This is a genomic window from Commensalibacter sp. ESL0382, from assembly GCF_009725775.1.
Classification (GTDB): Bacteria; Pseudomonadota; Alphaproteobacteria; order Acetobacterales; family Acetobacteraceae; genus Commensalibacter; species Commensalibacter melissae.
Window position 1 is genome coordinate 234,399 of sequence record NZ_WNII01000009.1, and the last position, 17,546, is coordinate 251,944.

15 protein-coding genes and 3 tRNA genes are annotated in these 17,546 nt (G+C 39.2%); all 18 read left to right on the top strand.

Going from position 1 to position 17,546, the window contains the following annotated elements; genetic code table 11:
* The first annotated feature begins 21 nt into the window (after positions 1-21).
* The gene (locus GM552_RS03915; RefSeq protein ID WP_155565354.1) at positions 22-1,455 is read left to right on the top strand and encodes an NAD(P)H-hydrate dehydratase; all 1,434 of its coding nucleotides are present in this window, start codon (positions 22-24) and stop codon (positions 1,453-1,455) included.
* A gap of 86 nt (positions 1,456-1,541) precedes the next feature.
* A tRNA-Leu gene (locus GM552_RS03920) sits at positions 1,542-1,626 on the top strand.
* Positions 1,627-1,757: 131 nt separating this feature from the next.
* Positions 1,758-3,089 carry a trigger factor gene (tig, locus tag GM552_RS03925; protein ID WP_155565355.1) on the top strand — a complete coding sequence of 444 codons (1,332 nt, stop codon included), beginning with the start codon at positions 1,758-1,760 and terminating at the stop codon, positions 3,087-3,089.
* A gap of 157 nt (positions 3,090-3,246) precedes the next feature.
* Complete coding sequence (locus GM552_RS03930) at positions 3,247-3,891, top strand: ATP-dependent Clp protease proteolytic subunit (protein WP_110438935.1); 645 nt, start codon at positions 3,247-3,249, stop codon at positions 3,889-3,891.
* Positions 3,892-4,008: 117 nt separating this feature from the next.
* The gene (clpX, locus tag GM552_RS03935) at positions 4,009-5,271 is read left to right on the top strand and encodes an ATP-dependent Clp protease ATP-binding subunit ClpX (RefSeq protein ID WP_155565356.1); all 1,263 of its coding nucleotides are present in this window, start codon (positions 4,009-4,011) and stop codon (positions 5,269-5,271) included.
* A gap of 382 nt (positions 5,272-5,653) precedes the next feature.
* Positions 5,654-8,029 carry an endopeptidase La gene (gene lon / locus GM552_RS03940; RefSeq protein WP_230882750.1) on the top strand — a complete coding sequence of 792 codons (2,376 nt, stop codon included), beginning with the start codon at positions 5,654-5,656 and terminating at the stop codon, positions 8,027-8,029.
* Between the two features lie 166 nt (positions 8,030-8,195).
* On the top strand, positions 8,196-8,483 hold the full coding sequence (locus GM552_RS03945; RefSeq protein ID WP_110438938.1) for an HU family DNA-binding protein: 288 nt from the start codon (positions 8,196-8,198) through the stop codon (positions 8,481-8,483).
* 89 nt (positions 8,484-8,572) lie between these two features.
* Positions 8,573-8,648: transfer RNA gene (locus GM552_RS03950), tRNA-Val, on the top strand.
* A 72-nt stretch (positions 8,649-8,720) separates the two neighbouring features.
* Positions 8,721-8,798, top strand: a tRNA-Asp gene (locus GM552_RS03955).
* A 207-nt stretch (positions 8,799-9,005) separates the two neighbouring features.
* A complete protein-coding gene (gene ndhC / locus GM552_RS03960) occupies positions 9,006-9,371 on the top strand; it encodes an NADH-quinone oxidoreductase subunit A (protein WP_122123496.1) in 366 nt (121 codons plus the stop codon).
* 38 nt (positions 9,372-9,409) lie between these two features.
* A complete protein-coding gene (locus tag GM552_RS03965; RefSeq protein WP_155565358.1) occupies positions 9,410-9,985 on the top strand; it encodes an NADH-quinone oxidoreductase subunit B family protein in 576 nt (191 codons plus the stop codon).
* Complete coding sequence (locus GM552_RS03970; protein WP_370533589.1) at positions 9,978-10,646, top strand: NADH-quinone oxidoreductase subunit C; 669 nt, start codon at positions 9,978-9,980, stop codon at positions 10,644-10,646. Before GM552_RS03965 ends, GM552_RS03970 begins: the two co-directional genes overlap by 8 nt.
* Before the next feature lie 24 nt (positions 10,647-10,670).
* Positions 10,671-11,921, top strand: coding sequence for an NADH-quinone oxidoreductase subunit D (locus tag GM552_RS03975; protein ID WP_155565359.1), 1,251 nt, complete (start codon positions 10,671-10,673; stop codon positions 11,919-11,921).
* Positions 11,922-11,927: 6 nt separating this feature from the next.
* A complete protein-coding gene (locus tag GM552_RS03980) occupies positions 11,928-12,563 on the top strand; it encodes an NAD(P)H-dependent oxidoreductase subunit E (RefSeq protein ID WP_155565360.1) in 636 nt (211 codons plus the stop codon).
* On the top strand, positions 12,557-13,879 hold the full coding sequence (nuoF, locus tag GM552_RS03985; protein ID WP_155565361.1) for an NADH-quinone oxidoreductase subunit NuoF: 1,323 nt from the start codon (positions 12,557-12,559) through the stop codon (positions 13,877-13,879). The genes GM552_RS03980 and nuoF overlap by 7 nt, the downstream gene beginning before the upstream one ends.
* Before the next feature lie 9 nt (positions 13,880-13,888).
* Positions 13,889-15,952 carry an NADH-quinone oxidoreductase subunit NuoG gene (gene nuoG / locus GM552_RS03990; RefSeq protein WP_155565362.1) on the top strand — a complete coding sequence of 688 codons (2,064 nt, stop codon included), beginning with the start codon at positions 13,889-13,891 and terminating at the stop codon, positions 15,950-15,952.
* Positions 15,953-15,956: 4 nt separating this feature from the next.
* Positions 15,957-16,982, top strand: a complete 1,026-nt coding sequence (gene nuoH, locus GM552_RS03995) for an NADH-quinone oxidoreductase subunit NuoH (RefSeq protein WP_155565363.1) — start codon at positions 15,957-15,959, stop codon at positions 16,980-16,982.
* Positions 16,982-17,470: an NADH-quinone oxidoreductase subunit NuoI gene (nuoI, locus tag GM552_RS04000; RefSeq protein WP_155565364.1), complete on the top strand. Its 489-nt coding sequence runs from the start codon at positions 16,982-16,984 to the stop codon at positions 17,468-17,470. The genes nuoH and nuoI overlap by 1 nt, the downstream gene beginning before the upstream one ends.
* The last annotated feature ends 76 nt before the right edge of the window (positions 17,471-17,546 follow it).

The following is a 17,546-nucleotide window of genomic DNA, read 5'->3' on the forward strand; positions in this document are numbered from 1 at the left end:
CAAATTGAAAGATATATCATTATGCAATTAAAAAATGAAAAAACTAATTTGCTTCTGATAAATCCAGAAGAAATGAATCAGGTTGACAAGATCGCAACGCAATATTTGCCTGTTTTAACTTTGATGGAAAATGCTGGATTAGCCGTTGCACGGGCAATTATGCAATTTTATAAACCTTGTAAAATACTTGTTTTATGCGGTCCTGGAAATAATGGAGGTGATGGATATGTCGTGGCACACATACTTGCCAATGAGGGATGGCCAGTTAAGGTTGCCTCTTTGAAACCTCCAGAAAAGGGAACTGATGCTTACAAGGCTTTTGTTCAATGGAGTGGGGATAAAACTGATTTTAATATTCAATCTGTTAAGGATGCAGATTTAGTTGTGGATGCTGTTTTTGGTGCGGGATTATCTCGTGACATTGATGATCATATAAGTTCGGTGTTGAAAGCTGCAGATCATCTTGTTGCCATAGACATACCCTCTGGTGTTGATGGCAAGACAGGTATAATCAGAGGTTATGCTCCCCACGCAGAATTGACCGTAACGTTTTGTAGAGCCAAAGCGGGACATTATCTTTTGCCTGGACGAGAATATATAGGTAAACTTGTTATTGCAAATATAGGTATACCAGAAAACATATTGTTAGAGCTGTCAATAAATACCTGGTTGAACGAACCGGGATTATGGGAACTTCCAATTGCAGACGTTGAAGATTATAAATATCATCGTGGTATTGTAAATGTTGTGGGAGGGGGAACGGTAACAGGAGCCGCTCGTTTATCAGCATTAGCAGCTTCTTCTTGTGGCGCTGGATTAGTGCATATCTTTGCCTTTGGTAGCCGTGATTTATATTTGTTAACTTCACCCTGTTTTATGGTTGATGAGGGTGACTTCACTGATACCTTACAGGATAAACGAAGAAAAGTCTGGGTATGCGGGCCTGGTCTGACAGAAGATGAGGTTAAAATATCCCTAACAAATTTAATCAAGACAAATAAAACGATTGTTGCCGATGCAAGCGCTTTGACAAAAGAAAATTTTGATTTGTTGAAACAATGTGCCGTTATTACGCCTCACATAGGTGAATTTAAACGGATATTTGGTGATTTTAAAGATTGCCGTATTGATGCGGTTAAAAAGGCAGCTAGTATTCTGAATACAGTGGTCATTCTCAAAGGTCCGGATACATTAATAGCTTCTCCCGATGGCAGAGTAGCGGTCAATTGTCATGCAAATGCACGATTGGCGACAGCAGGATCTGGGGATGTACTAACGGGAGTCATCGCGACTTTGCTTGCGTGTGGTATGGAGGTATGGGAAGCGTCTTGTGCCGCGGTCTGGATTCATGGAGAGGCAGCTTTTTTACATAACAATTCTTGGCCTAATGCAATGGACTTAATTCACAATCTTGGCAAGGCAAGAGATAATGGTCGGTATCACGTGGAAAAATGAAAATAAGAAAAATTGAGTTTTGTTAAAAAAATTGTTGCCCTGCGATAGATAGTGCGTTAAATAGAAAAACTTCAATGCACAGACGTGCGGATGTGGTGAAATTGGTAGACACGCTAGACTTAGAATCTAGTGGCGCAAGTCGTGGGGGTTCAAGTCCCTCCATCCGCACCAAAAACGTATGATGTTAATTCCATATGATTTTTGTGATCTGGCTGTTAAAGTGATATAAATTAATATTAATTCTGAAACGCTCTATAATATTAGGGTAAAATTTAATTTAGACCGAGAGGATGGCCTGGCTGATGCAGGTTACTGAAACGCTTTCTGAAAGCTTAAAACGCGGCTTCAAAATCATTATTGAAGAAAAACAACTCGCTGAAACGAGAAATCAACGATTAACAAAACTTGGACACGAGATGAATATCCCTGGTTTCAGGCTTGGAAAAGTGCCATTAACGATTGTTGAGCAACGTTATGGAGAATCTGTTCAGAATGAGGTTGTCAATGAGGCGATTTCAAATGCAGTCAGAGATACATTGAGTGAAAGAGGTCTGCGACCTGCCCGTCAACCATCGGTCAATCTCAAAGAGGGTTATAAAAAGGGGGATGATCTGGAATTCACCTTTGAAGTTGAATTGATTCCAGACTTTGAAATTCCAGATCTTAAAGATATTCATTTGATTCGCTTAAAAGCCAAGCCAGATGAAAAATCGCTTAAATCTGCTTTTGACACAATTGCCCAACGGCAACGTGAATTTAAGGATATTGATGAAAAGCGGCCTGCTAAATCCGGTGATATTCTGTCTGTTGATTTTGTGGGTAAGGTTGAAGGCGTAGCTTTTGAGGGTGGCACTGCAGAGAATGTTGATGTTGAAATTGGTGGTAAGGGGTTTATTCCGGGATTTGCAGAACAGATTGAAGGAATGACACCAGGAGAGGAAAAAGTAATAACGGTTACTTTCCCTGAAAACTATCAGGCTGCCAATTTGGCTGGCAAGGAGGCAACATTCGATATCAAGGCAAAAACCTTAAAAGAGGCTATTGTTCCTGAAGTGAACGATGAATTTGCAACCAAACTCGGATTTGAAAATTTAGATAAACTAAAAGAAGCTGTTGAAAAGCAAATTGTTGCTGAATATGATCAGATGTCCCGTTTGAGATTGAAACGTGATATTTTGGATGTGTTGGCTGAGAAAGTTAATTTTGAATTGCCTGAAGGATTGGTTGATACAGAATTCAAGCAAATTTGGCAGCGTATTGAAAATGACCGTAAAAATGATCTTCTTGATGAAGAAGACAAGAACAAAGACGAGGAAACTTTAAAGGTAGATTATCGCAAAATTGCAGAAAGACGTGTTCGTCTTGGATTGCTGGTTGTTGAAATTGGAAGAGTCAATTCGATAACAATTAATGAAGACGAACTTGTTCAGGCGATGCGGGCCGAGGCAATGCGTTATCCGGGACAAGAAAAAGAAGTTATGGAATTTTTTCAGAAAAATCCGCAGGCTGTCGAATCTATTCGCGGTCCACTTTACGAGAATAAAGTTCTTGATTATATTACAGAGCTTGCCACGGTAGAGGATAAAGAGGTGAGTCCGGAAGAGCTCTCTAAGATGCCCACTGTTAAGATTTAGGAATTTCATAGATTTTGGTATTGGGAATGTCTGGAAATTTTTCCAGACATTCTTTTTTTTGGAAAATTGAATTCTATCTTATTTTTGTTGTATTTATTTTCTTAAATTGAATAAATATACTATTATTTAATCAAACATAAATTTGGGAAGAAAATTAATGAGAGATTTCAAGTCTCTGGAAATATATGATAATACACTTGTTCCAATGGTTGTTGAACAAACGTCCAGAGGGGAACGTGCTTTTGATATTTATTCTCGTCTGCTTAAGGAAAGAATCATTTTTCTCACGGGTCCTGTATATGATCAAGTTGCATCTTTGATTTCTGCTCAGTTATTATATTTAGAAAGTGTAAATCCAAAAAAAGAAATTTCTTTCTATATCAATAGTCCTGGTGGTGTAGTATCGGCTGGTTTGGCAATTTATGATACGATGCAATATATACGTTGTCCTGTGAGTACTGTCTGCATTGGTCAGGCAGCCTCAATGGGATCATTACTTTTATGTGGAGGTGAACCCAATAATCGATTTGCCTTGCCCAATGCGAGAATCATGGTTCATCAGCCTTCTGGTGGTGCGCAAGGTCAGGCAAGCGATATAGAAATTCAGGCCAAAGAAATATTGGAAATACGTAAAAAGCTTAACGAGATTTATAAATTGCATACCGGAAGAACACTAGAGGAAATTGAACAACGTCTTGAAAGAGACAGTTATATGTCACCTGAAGAGGCTAGGGATTTTGGTATAATTGATAAGGTAGTTCAAAATCGTAATGCAGATTTGTTAAAAGAAAGTGACAAATAGTCATAATATTATTATAAGATTTCTTTAAAAATTATCTTATTTAACTAAATAATTTATATAATGATATTTACTGGTTGGTATTTCTGACCCTGACTTTAATTGGGGGTGAAGGTTAAAATGACTGATAATAAAAAAGATTCAAAAAATGCATTATATTGCTCCTTTTGCGGGAAGTCACAGCATGAGGTGCGTAAATTAATCGCAGGTCCAACCGTATTTATTTGCGATGAATGTGTCGAATTATGTATGGATATTGTGCGTGAAGAGAATAAAACGCAAATAGCAAAAAAACAAGGCAATCTACCCACTCCTAAAGAAATTTGTAAAATTTTGGATGATTATGTTATAGGACAGACAGACGCAAAAAAGGTTTTGTCCGTTGCTGTTCATAATCATTATAAACGGTTAAACCAGATCGATAAAGCTGGTGATGTGGAGATAGCTAAATCCAATATCCTGCTTATTGGACCAACCGGAACTGGTAAAACCTTGTTGGCCCAAACCCTTGCAAGAATTCTTGATGTTCCTTTTACAATGGCAGATGCAACAACCCTGACCGAGGCAGGATATGTTGGTGAAGATGTCGAAAACATATTATTGAAATTGTTACAGGCTGCAGATTATAACGTGGAACGGGTGCAGCGGGGTATCGTTTACATTGATGAAATTGATAAAATTTCACGTAAATCCGATAATCCTTCAATTACAAGGGATGTAAGTGGCGAAGGTGTTCAGCAAGCTCTTCTTAAGATTATGGAAGGTACTGTTGCATCTGTTCCTCCTCAAGGAGGACGGAAACATCCGCAACAGGAATTCCTGCAAGTGGATACTACGAATATTCTCTTTATTTGTGGTGGTGCATTTGCAGGTTTGGATAAAATCATTAGTGATAGGAGTGTAGGGTACACGATTGGATTTGGTGCAGATGTAAATTCACAAGATCATAAAGAAGTTGGGAAATTGTTTCGACAGATGGAACCCGAAGATTTGATGAAATTCGGGTTAATTCCTGAATTTATTGGAAGATTGCCCGTAATCGCTACACTTGATGATCTTGATCAAAAAGCCTTGATGAAGATACTGACTGAGCCAAAAAATGCTCTAGTAAAACAATATCAAAAACTGTTTGAAATGGAGAACGTGCAATTGCAATTTACAGAAGAAGCTATTCAGGAAATTGCTAATAAGGCCATTGAACGACAGACAGGTGCGCGTGGGTTGCGTTCAATTCTGGAAGATATTCTTTTATCGACAATGTATGAATTGCCAGATCTTAAAGGGGTAAGCAAAGTTGTCATTAATAAAGAGGTGATTAACCATAAAGAGGAACCGGTTTACGTTTATGAGGAGATATCCCCTCATAAAGAACAAACAGCATAAACACTTATTGTTTTATGGAAAAGACTCTTTTAAAAGGGTCTTTTTTATTATTATCAAAAAAGGTTGAGAAATACCTTATTTTTGATGTAATTTTTTTTTATATTAATTTATTATCTGTAATAAATCTTGATATTTAGGATTATTTTTTACTCATAAAGGTTCAGGATAATTAATTCTGTTTATTACTTTAAAAAAAATTAATACACTGCATATATAATATTAAGATTGTAATCTTATAGAATGTGCCATCCTGGGCATTCTCACAGGATCGTCCATATAAGGAGGTCATAAATTTATGACAGAAAAGAAAATTGAATCCGAAATCTCTGAAGAAAAAGAGAAGGATGCCAATAAAGACCAAGAAATAAGACAGCCCAATATTATGGCTGTTCTACCGTTAAGGGATATTGTTGTATTTCCATATATGATTGTACCTTTATTTGTAGGGCGAGAAAAATCGGTCTGCGCTTTAGAGGAAGTTACGAAAAATCATTCAAAAATATTGCTTGTTTCCCAAAAAGATGCTTCAGTTGAAGATCCTACGGAAAAGGATGTTTATTCATTTGGAACAATTGCAACTATTTTACAGTTGTTAAAATTACCTGATGGAACAGTCAAGGTATTGGTAGAGGGTATTCAACGTGCCAAGGTCAAGAAATTTATTGATCATGAAGCTTTTTTTGAGGCAGAGGTTGAGCTTATTGAAGAAACGGAGAATGATGACAAGGAGATTAATGTCTTAAAAAGAACAATGACTAATCAGTTTGAGCAATATGTTAAACTGAACAAGTCAATCGCGCCTGAAGTTCTGGTAGCTGTCAATCAAATTGAAAATTCTTCCAAGGCTATAGATACAATTACAAGCCATCTTAATCTTAAAGTTTCTGAAAAACAGGAAATACTTGAAACGGTTGATTTGAAAAGACGCTTGGAAAAACTTCTTGAACATTTGGAAACAGAAGTTGGAGTATTGCAAGTTGAAAAGCGTATACGAAACCGTGTTAAAAAACAGATGGAGAAGACACAGCGCGAATATTATTTGAATGAGCAGTTAAAGGCTATTCAAAAAGAATTGGGCGAGGGTGAAGACGGTAAAGATGAGTTGACAGAACTAGAAGAAAAGATAAAAAAACTTCGCTTAACCAAGGAAGCTCGTGACAAGGCATTATCTGATCTTAAAAAATTACGCGGGATGAGTCCGATGTCTGCAGAGGCAACCGTTGTGCGTAATTATTTAGACTGGATTGTAGGTCTGCCTTGGAAAAAACGTTCCAAAATTTCCAAGAATCTAAAAAAAGCGGAGGAAATTTTAAACCACGATCATTATGGACTGGAAAAGGTAAAGGAAAGAATTCTTGAATATCTTGCTGTTCAAATCCGCTCTTCCAAACTTAAAGGTCCAATTTTATGCCTTGTTGGACCGCCAGGTGTTGGTAAAACATCCCTTGCCCGTTCTATAGCCAAGGCAACGGGACGTGAATATGTTCGCATGTCCTTGGGGGGTGTACGTGATGAAGCCGAGATTCGTGGGCATCGTCGAACATATATTGGTGCAATGCCCGGTAAAATTATTCAGGGAATGAAAAAGGCTGGGACTTCTAATCCTTTATTCTTACTGGATGAAATTGATAAACTTGGAGCAGACTGGCGCGGAGATCCAGCTTCCGCTCTTTTGGAAGTTCTTGATCCTGAACAGAATTCCACGTTTGTAGATCATTATCTAGAAGTCGATTATGATCTTTCTGATGTAATGTTCATTACAACGGCAAATAGTTTCAATATGCCACAACCTTTATTGGATCGTATGGAAATTATCCGCATTGCCGGTTACACAGAAGATGAGAAGGTTCAGATCGCCCGTCAGCATTTGATCAAGAAGGAGGGGGAATCTCACAGTCTTAAACCTACAGAATGGTCGATTGATGATGAGGTATTGCGTGAACTTGTCCGCACATATACCCGTGAGGCAGGTGTACGTAATCTTGAACGAGAGATAGCGAAAATTGCTCGTAAAATTGTCAAGAAGATCGTTTCTGGAGAATGTGACCATGTAAAGATCACGTTGGATAATCTGGAGGATTATGTCGGGGTTAAACGGTATTTTTATGGTGAAAGTGAAGAACGTGATATTATAGGTGTCGTAACTGGACTTGCGTGGACAGAAGTAGGTGGTGACATTCTTCATATAGAAAGTGTCATGGTTCCAGGCAAGGGGCATATAAAGATAACCGGGAAGCTTGGCGAGGTAATGCAGGAAAGCGTATCTGCAGCCTTATCTTATGTAAAAAGTCGAGCTTTACAATTTGGAATACATCCTGACTTGTTTGAAAAGCATGATATACATGTTCATGTTCCTGAGGGTGCAACCCCAAAGGATGGACCATCTGCTGGTGTTGCGATGGCAACCAGTATTGTCAGCATTATGACAGGTATTCCTGTTCGTAAGGATATAGCCATGACAGGGGAAATCACTTTGCGGGGCAGGGTTTTACCTATAGGCGGTCTTAAGGAAAAATTGCTTGCTGCATTGCGTGCAGGAGTTAAGAAAGTTTTCATTCCTCAAGAAAATGAAAGGGATTTGGTGGAAATACCCGATAATGTCAAATCAAATCTGACAATTGTTCCGGTTAAAATGGTAGATGATGTTATTCATCAAGCATTGATTAAACCCTACGAATCTATTGAGCTAGAGGAAACCTCTACACCAGTAATTGCGAAAAAAAGTAATGTTTCATCAAAAAAACAGCTGGCACATTAAATAATGTGGTGATATTGCAACCAAAAATAGAATAAATGTATTAAAATAACTATTGAAGTCCTTGAACGGTTGACGTTCTTGAAAAGTGCTTCAATAGTTTAAGATATGGATGTAATATCCATTAGCAGTTAAATTTAGTCTGTGATTATTATAGAAAGAAAAAAGAATGGAAAAACCTCTAAATAAACAAGAACTTGTTGCCGCTGTTGCTGAAAAAACAGAATTGTCAAAAGCCAAATCAGGTGAGGTTATCGATGCAGTATTGAGTACTATTGAAGAAACACTTGCAAAAAAACAAGAGGTTCGCCTTGTAGGTTTTGGCAGTTTCGTCACTGCTCATCGTAAAGCAGCCAAAGGGCGTAACCCACGTACAGGTGAAGAAATCAAGATTCCAGCATCTACTTCAGTACGTTTTAAACCTGGTAAATTGTTAAAAGAAGCTGTTAGTAAATAATTTTAAAAAAAAGTTCATTTTTTTTGAAAAAATGACTGGACAACACAACGGCTTCAGTGTTAAGAAGTCGTTGTTCCGGTAAACGGAGCGGGCGATTAGCTCAGTTGGTAGAGCATCTCGTTTACACCGAGAGGGTCGGCAGTTCGAGCCTGTCATCGCCCACCATAAATTAATGTTTTATTAAATATTAATATTGACAAAATATTAAAGAGCTTTTAGAAAAGCTTCATATAATGCGCGGGTGTAGCTCAGTTTGGTTAGAGCGCCGGCCTGTCACGCCGGAGGTCGCGGGTTCGAGCCCCGTCACTCGCGCCATTTAGTTTATAGTATAATGGCACAATAATAGAAAATCACTAAAATTTTCATCAAAATAATTTGTTCCATCAAATTTATTAAAATAATCAATAAAAATCAATATATTTAATATTAACAGTGTAATTCTTTTTTTTCTTTGATATAAAGAATTGAGTTCATTTTTGATAAATGATTTAATTTTCTATAAAAAATTAAAGAGTATTAGCCATGCAGGCAATTTTAAACAGTTATTTACCCGTGTTAATATTTGGGATTATTTCTTTAATAATTGCGGTTGCAATGTTGGGTGCGGCATTATTTTGTGCAAAACAAAAACCATATGCTGAAAAGATAACGCCTTATGAGTGCGGATTTCCGGCATTTGAAAATGCACGTCATATGTTCGACGTGCGCTATTATTTGGTGGGAATATTATTCACGATATTTGATCTGGAAATGGTGTTTCTGTTTCCATGGGCTTTGACCCTGTCTAAAACTGGCATGTTCGGTTTTTTCTCTATGGTTGTATTTCTTTTAGTCCTGACCATAGGTTTCGCGTATGAATGGTGCAAAGGTGCACTGGAATGGGATTAAGTAAAAATAAGTCCATTGTCGGTTAAAACGAGTAGATAATGAATATAAAAATAACAAATAAATCTGATCCTGATCAGATTTACTGGAATCAAGAAACGTTACCTCCTGGATCTGAACAGGATGCAGTTATTAAAGGAATAACGGGGGCAATTTCAAATAAAGGTTTTGTTGTTGCCAAGCTTGACCAATTAATCAATTGGGGAAGAACTGGCAGTCTTTGGCCAATGACTTTTGGATTGGCTTGTTGTGCTGTTGAAATGATTCATGCCTATATGCCACGTTATGACTTGGATCGTATGGGGGTTGTACCAATGGGATCGCCCAGACAGGCAGATGTCATGCTTGTGGCTGGTACGGTAACGAATAAAATGGCACCTGCTTTACGTCGATTATATGACCAGATGTCAGAACCAAGATGGGTTCTTTCAATGGGATCCTGCGCAAATGGTGGGGGATATTATCATTATTCCTATTCAGTCGTAAGGGGATGTGATCGTATTGTCCCTGTAGATGTTTATGTACCCGGGTGTCCGCCAACCGCTGAGGCATTGATTTATGGTATTATGTTGTTGAAAAAGAAAATCAAGCGTACAGGGACAATTCTTCGTGGTTAATTTTACAGAAAATTCAAAAAAAAGAATTTTAAATCAAAAAGCAAATTTGCAGGCGATTGGCATGATGCTCATGTTTTCGTCAAATGGCGTTGTCAAGGCTGAGTTTGATCACGATGAACTAATCATATTGGTTAAACTCAACTGTTTGCTTGATGTGTTAATTCTGCTTAAAAATCATCCCATTTGCAAATTCGAACAATTGATGGATTTGTGTGGTGTTGATTATCCCTACCGTCAAAAAAGATTTGATGTTGTCTATAATCTTTTATCTGTAACATTGAATCAGCGTATTCGTATCATTGTTCATACAGATGAAAAAGAACCGGTTCCCTCCGTTCATCATTTATGGAAAAATGCAACGTGGTGGGAACGTGAATGTTATGACATGTTTGGTGTATTATTTTCCGGACAGCCTGATTTGAGGCGCATTTTGACGGATTATGGATTTGATGGACATCCTTTGCGAAAGGATTTCCCTGTTACAGGATATGTAGAAGTTAGATATGATGCTGATCAAAATAAAGTAATTTATGAACCGGTCCATTTGACACAGGAGATGCGGGACTTTGATTTTGATTCACCCTGGGAAGGTATTGTAACACTTCCTGGTGACGAAAAGATTCATGAGAAGCGTCAAAATATTAAACCGTATTCTATATAGGATTAAACGGTAAAAGGATATTTGATGAGTGAAATTATACAAGAAGGGGTAACCGATAAAACATCACAGGTGAAATCTGAAATTTCTCAGAATATATCTCATGTTTTATCAGGTGATACGCACACGATTAATTTTGGACCACAACATCCTTCTGCTCATGGTGTGTTGCGTGTTGTGATGGAATTAGAGGGTGAGGTTGTTAAAAGGGCAACTCCTCATATTGGTTTATTACATCGTGGAACAGAAAAATTACTGGAGCACAAGGCTTATCATAAGGGACTGCCTTATTTTGATCGTTTGGATTATGCCTCTCCAATGAGCGAGGAACATGCCTATGTTCTTGCTACAGAAAAATTGTTGGGGATTGATGTTCCCGATCGTGCAAAATGGATAAGAGTTCTGTTTGCTGAAATAACTCGTATATTAAATCATTTACTGAACGTGACTGCCATGGGTCTCGATTGTGGGGCGATGACACCTGCATTGTGGGCTTATGAAGAGCGCGAAAAATTAATGGAATTTTATGAAGGTGTATCTGGCGCCCGCTTTCATGCGAATTATTTTAGGCATGGGGGTGTGGCTAAGGATATGCCCGCAGGTATGGAAGAGAAAATTGGAAAATGGGTTAGAGATTTTCCAAAATTAATTGATGATATTGAAGGATTGTTAACAGAAAACCGTATCTGGAAACAGCGAACTGTTGGAATTGGAATCTGTACAACTGAAGATGCATTGTCATGGGGATTTTCTGGTCCATGTTTGCGAGCATCGGGAGTTGCATGGGATTTGCGGCGATCCCAACCCTATGATAATTATGATAAAGTTGATTTTAAAATTCCTGTTGCTCGGCAAGGGGATTGTTATGATCGGTATTTGATTCGTGTTGTTGAAATGCGCGAGAGCGCCAAAATAATTGAGCAATGCCTAAGCAAGATAAAACCTGGTCCAATTAAGACTGAAGATAATAAAATCTCACCTCCAAAACGTAAAGATATGAAACATTCAATGGAGGCATTGATTCATCATTTCAAACTTTATAGTGAAGGATTTCATGTTCCTGCAGGCACAACCTATACTGCTGTTGAAAGTCCAAAAGGTGAATTTGGGGTATATCTTGTGGCGGATGGCGGAAGCAAACCTTATCGTTGTAAAATACGTCCGACAGGTTTTTCGCATCTTCAAGCATTGGATGAATTATCCCATCGATATATGTTGGCTGACATGGTTGCAATTATTGGTTCGTTGGATTTGGTTTTTGGTGAAGTGGATAGATAGGGTGTAATGTCAGAAAGTAAAATGAATATTGAGCCATCTGACTTCACTTTTGATAAAGAAAGTGAAATGCAGATAGAGAAGGTGCTTGCAAAATATCCGGCAGGGAGAAAAGCAAGTGCTGTTATACCTTTATTATATATCGTTCAAGATCAGATGAAACGTTTGACCAAAAGTGCTTGGGTGCCAAAGGCGGCTATGGCTGCTGTTGCAAAACGTCTGGAAATTGCGCCTGTGAGGGTATTTGAAATTGCCACATTTTATACAATGTTTAACCTCGAACCCATAGGGCAATATCATTTGCAAGTTTGTGGAACAACACCATGCTGGTTGAGGGGATCGGATGAAGTGGTTGAAGCCTGTAAAAAAGCGACAGGAATCAGGGAATTTGGTCAAACCAGTGAAGATGGATTGTTCACGCTTTCCGAGGTTGAATGTTTGGGTGCCTGTGCAAATGCGCCTATTCTACAGGTTGATCATGATTATTATGAAGACATGAATGGTCCAAAAACCATTGAGTTAATTAATGCATTGAGAAGAGGGGAAAAACCGCCTCCAGGATCTGCATTAAATCGTTTTAATTCGGCTCCTTTGCGTCAAGATCATTCCTTATCAGATAATTCAAAGGCCAAAAAACGATGCTAGAATCTAAAGACCGTATTTATGTCAATTTGCATGGTCAGGATGACTGGAAATTGGCAGGTGCTCGTAAACGGGGTGATTGGGATAATACCAAGGCTATTTTAGCTTTGGGACGTGAAAAAATCGTCAAAGAGGTAATTGATTCAGGATTAAGGGGACGTGGTGGCGCAGGTTTCTCTACAGGTCTAAAATGGTCGTTTATGCCCAAAGGGGATGGTCCCTTACCTCATTATCTGGTAATTAATGGGGATGAATCAGAGCCTGGCACTTGCAAGGACAGGGAAGTTTTACGTCATGAGCCTCATAAAATTGTTGAAGGTGCATTGCTTGCCTCTTTTGCGATAGGCGCGCATGTTGCCTACATATATATTCGTGGTGAATATTACAATGAAGCCAACAGACTGCAAGTTGCCATTGACGAGGCATATGAAGCGGGATTGATCGGTAAAAATGCCTGTGGTAGTGGTTGGGATTTTGATTTTTATATTCATCGCGGTGCAGGCGCATATATTTGCGGTGAGGAAACAGCCCAGCTTGAAAGTCTTGAAGGCAAAAAGGGGCAGCCGCGTCTGAAGCCACCTTTCCCAGCGGGTAAGGGATTATATGGTTGTCCGACCACGATCAATAATGTTGAAAGCATTTCGGTAACCCCTACAATAATGCGTAGAGGAGCCGTTTGGTTTTCAAGTATAGGGCGTAAAAACAATACTGGTCCAAAATTAATGGCGATTTCGGGTCATATTCAAACCCCCTGTGTATTTGAAGAGGCATTGGGATTGCCCTTGAAGGAAATTATTGAACGTCATGGCGGGGGTGTACGTGGTGGATGGGATAACCTTTTAGCTGTTATTCCGGGTGGCACGTCAATGCCTATGCTGAACAAGGAAGTGTGTGATACCGTTATAATGGATTTTGACGGTATGCGTGAAGTTGGGTCCGGGTTGGGAACGGCTGGCATAGTTGTGATGGATAAGTCAACGGATCTTATTAGGGCGATTACACGTATTTCTCAGTTTTATAAACATGAAAGCTGTGGTCAGTGCACGCCATGTCGGGAAGGATCCAATTGGGTGCTGAAGGTCATGAAGAGAATGACAGAGGGACGTGCAGAAATAGAAGAAATTGATATGTTGATGGATGTAACTAAACAGATTGAAAACACAACAATCTGTGCAATGGGTATGTCTGTTGCCTGGCCCGTGCAAGCATTAATTCGTAATTTTCGTCCAATGATGGAACAAAGAATTATGGATTATAAGAAAACCCATAGTGGTGCTGTTCAGGTCCAGGTGCCTGTTGGAACGCCGGTATTGGGATAGGAAGGAATTATGGTAAAAGTTATCGTTGATGGTATTCCTGTGGATGTTCCCAATGGTTCTTCAGTATTACAGGCCTGTGAGGCAGCAGGAAAGGAAATCCCTCGTTTTTGTTATCATGAAAAACTTTCTGTGGCTGGAAACTGCAGAATGTGTATGGTTGAGATAACCGGTTCTCGTAAACCTCTGGTTTCATCATGCTCACAGCCAGTAATGAATGGAATGCAGGTTTTGACCAACACAGAAATGGTCAGGGCAGCGCGTCGCAGTACGATGGAACTGTTATTAATCAATCATCCTCTGGATTGTCCTATTTGCGACCAGGGTGGTGAATGTGATTTACAGGACCAGGCAGTAGGTTATGGACGTGAATGTTCACGATTCAGGGACGAAAAAAGGGCAGTTACTGATAAGTATCTCGGACCGTTGGTTCGCACTGTCATGACACGCTGCATTCAATGTACACGTTGTATTCGTTTTATGAATGAAATCGCTGGTACGGCAGAACTTGGCGGAATCAACCGGGGTACCAATCTTGAAATCACCCCTTTTCTTGAAGAGGGTATCAATACAGAACTTTCAGGAAATCTTATTGATGTTTGCCCTGTTGGAGCTTTAACGGCCAAACCAACCGCGTTCCGTTACCGTTCGTGGGAACTGAAAAATACTGATTCAATTGATGTGATGGATTCTGTGGGAACGAATATAACTTTACAAGTGCGAGGAAGTGAGGTTTTGAGAATTCTCCCCCGTCAAAATGATGATGTTAATGAAAGTTGGCTTGCTGATAAGGGTCGTTTCTCTCTGGATGGTTTGAAACGGCGACGTCTGGATCGACCATGGATAAAAAAAGAAGGCAAACTTGTCGAAACTTCATGGGATGAGGTAATCCAGGTTGTTTCCCAAAAATTAAAATCTACCAAAAAAGAGCGTATAGGCGTCATTGCAGGCGATTTATGTGATGCAGAAAGCATGTTTGCATTAAAAAATTTGATGAACGATCTTGGGGTCAGCAATTTAGATTGTCGTCAAGATGGGGCATATTACGATACCTCTTATCGTGGACATTATGTTTTCAATAGTACGATTGCAGGAATTGAGCAGGCCGATGCTTTATTGATGATAGGTGCTTTTCCACGTCAAGAGGCACCTGTTTTGAATGCCCGTATTCGTAAAAGATGGTTGTCTCTTACCGAACAATTCCCAATTGCATTTATAGGTGAACTTATTGATGATCCTACGTATAAAATTGAGAATTTAGGAGAGGATCCAACTTTAATTGATTCATTGTTACGAAATGAGCTTGCCTTTAACGAAATTTTGAATAATGCGAAACGCCCAATGATTATTATTGGACACGGGGCATTGGTTCGTGAAGATGCAAAATTAATATTTGAAAAAACCTTGGCTTTAACTCATAAAATTGGCGCCGTAACTGAAAATTGGAATGGATTCAATGTCCTTCATCATGCAGCCGCTCGTGTTGCGGGTCTGGATATGGAATTTTATCCTAAATCGGATTCACAAGATGCACGCTCGATGGTTACGGGTGGTACGGATCTTTTGTGGTTGCTTGATGCAGATGAAATTGATCTTTCAAAATTGGCTGCCGATTGCTTTGTGATTTATCAGGGACATCATGGAGATCAGTCTGCCAAACGTGCTGATATTATTTTACCTGGAGCCGCTTATACAGAAAAATCAGGTACTTATGTTAATACGGAAGGCAGAATTCAGCAGGGTAACAGGGCGATTTTACCTCCTGGAAATGCCAGGGAAGATTGGAAAATTATTTCAGAAATTGCCCAATCAATGAATATTGATCTTCCTTATTCCAATTTATATGAGTTAAGAACTTGCCTGGCACAGTCCTATCCTGTATTTAAGGAAAAGGGAGTAGTTAGAAACCAGATGTGTTCTTCCATAAATATTTCAGAAAAAAACATTGAAAAACAATCTTTTAGGGCGATTATTTCAGATTATTTCTTAACGAATTCAATCAGTAGAGCCAGCCTCACAATGCATGAATGTTCAAAAACACGTGGTGCCAATTCATCGGCAAAAGCTGCGGAGTGATATCATGGAACATTTCTTTATTCATACATTACTCGGATCAGTTATCCTGATTATATTAAAAACACTGGCACTATTGGTTCCAGTGCTTGTCGGTGTCGCTTATCTGACTTGGTTGGAACGTAAAGTTTTGGCTGCAATTATGCTTCGTAAAGGTCCGAATGTTGTTGGTCCTTTCGGTTTGCTGCAACCCTTTGCCGATGCGGTTAAAATGATTTTTAAGGAAACGATCATTCCTGCCAAGGCAAATAGGGTCTTGTTTTTTGTCGCGCCAATTCTAGTCTTTACATTGTCCCTATTCGCATGGGCGGTAATTCCCGTGAATGATGGTTGGGCTGTTGCAAATCTTAATATTGGTATCCTTTACCTATTGGCGATTTCCTCCTTGGGTGTTTACGGAACTTTGTTGGCCGGCTGGGCTTCGAATTCGAAATACTCTTTATTGGGGGCCATGCGTGCCACGGCACAGATGATATCATATGAAGTCTCAATTGGACTTGTTATCGTTTCCGTACTGTTGCTTGTTGGTAGTGCAAATATGAACGATATTGTCCTGGCACAAAAACATGTCTGGTTTTTCCTGCCAATGTTTCCCATGTTCATTATTTTCTTTATTTCATGTTTAGCTGAAACCAATCGTCCACCTTTTGATTTTTCAGTTGGTGAAAGTGAACTGGTGGCAGGTTTTTTTGTGGAATATTCCTCAATGGCCTTCGGATTATTTTTTCTGGCTGAATATGGCAACATGATTTTGATGTCTGCAATTACCAGCATCATATTTTTAGGTGGATGGTTGCCACCCTTTGATTGTGTGCCGTTTACCTGGATACCTGCACCTTTCTGGATGATAATTAAAGTTTTATTTTGTCTATTCTGTTTTATATGGGTAAGAAGCGCGTTTCCAAGATACCGTTATGATCAGTTAATGCGATTAGGCTGGAAAATATTCTTACCCTTTTCATTAATATGGGTTGTGCTTACCGCTGCGTTTGTAATGGTAACCGGCGTAGGGATATATGGAGGAGCTGGTTAATGGGTTTTATTGATAGAACCGCACGGTCTTTTTTATTATCAGAATTGTTGACTGGACTGGGAATAACACTACGTTATTTCTTCAAACCGAAGGCAACAATCAATTATTCTTATGAAAAAAGTCCTCTCTCACCACGGTTTAGAGGGGAGCATGCCTTGCGTCGTTATGCCAATGGAGAAGAGCGTTGCATTGCGTGCAAATTGTGTGAGGCAACGTGTCCGGCTGAAGCAATTACCATTGAGGCTGAAGAGCGGAATGATGGTTCGAGAAGAACTACCCGGTATGATATAGATATGACAAAATGCATCTATTGCGGGTTATGTCAGGAAGCATGTCCTGTTGACGCGATTGTTCAAGGACCCAATTACGAATTCGCCACTGAAACTCGGGAAGAGTTGATGTACGACAAAAGCAAATTATTGTCTAATGGGGATCAATGGGAAAGTGCCTTGGCATTAAGACTGGAGCAGGATGCTCCATATCGGTGAGGCAGGAAACATTTAAAATGAATAAATTAATTTATATATCGGGTCTTATAAAGATCTTTGATCAGGAATTAGGATA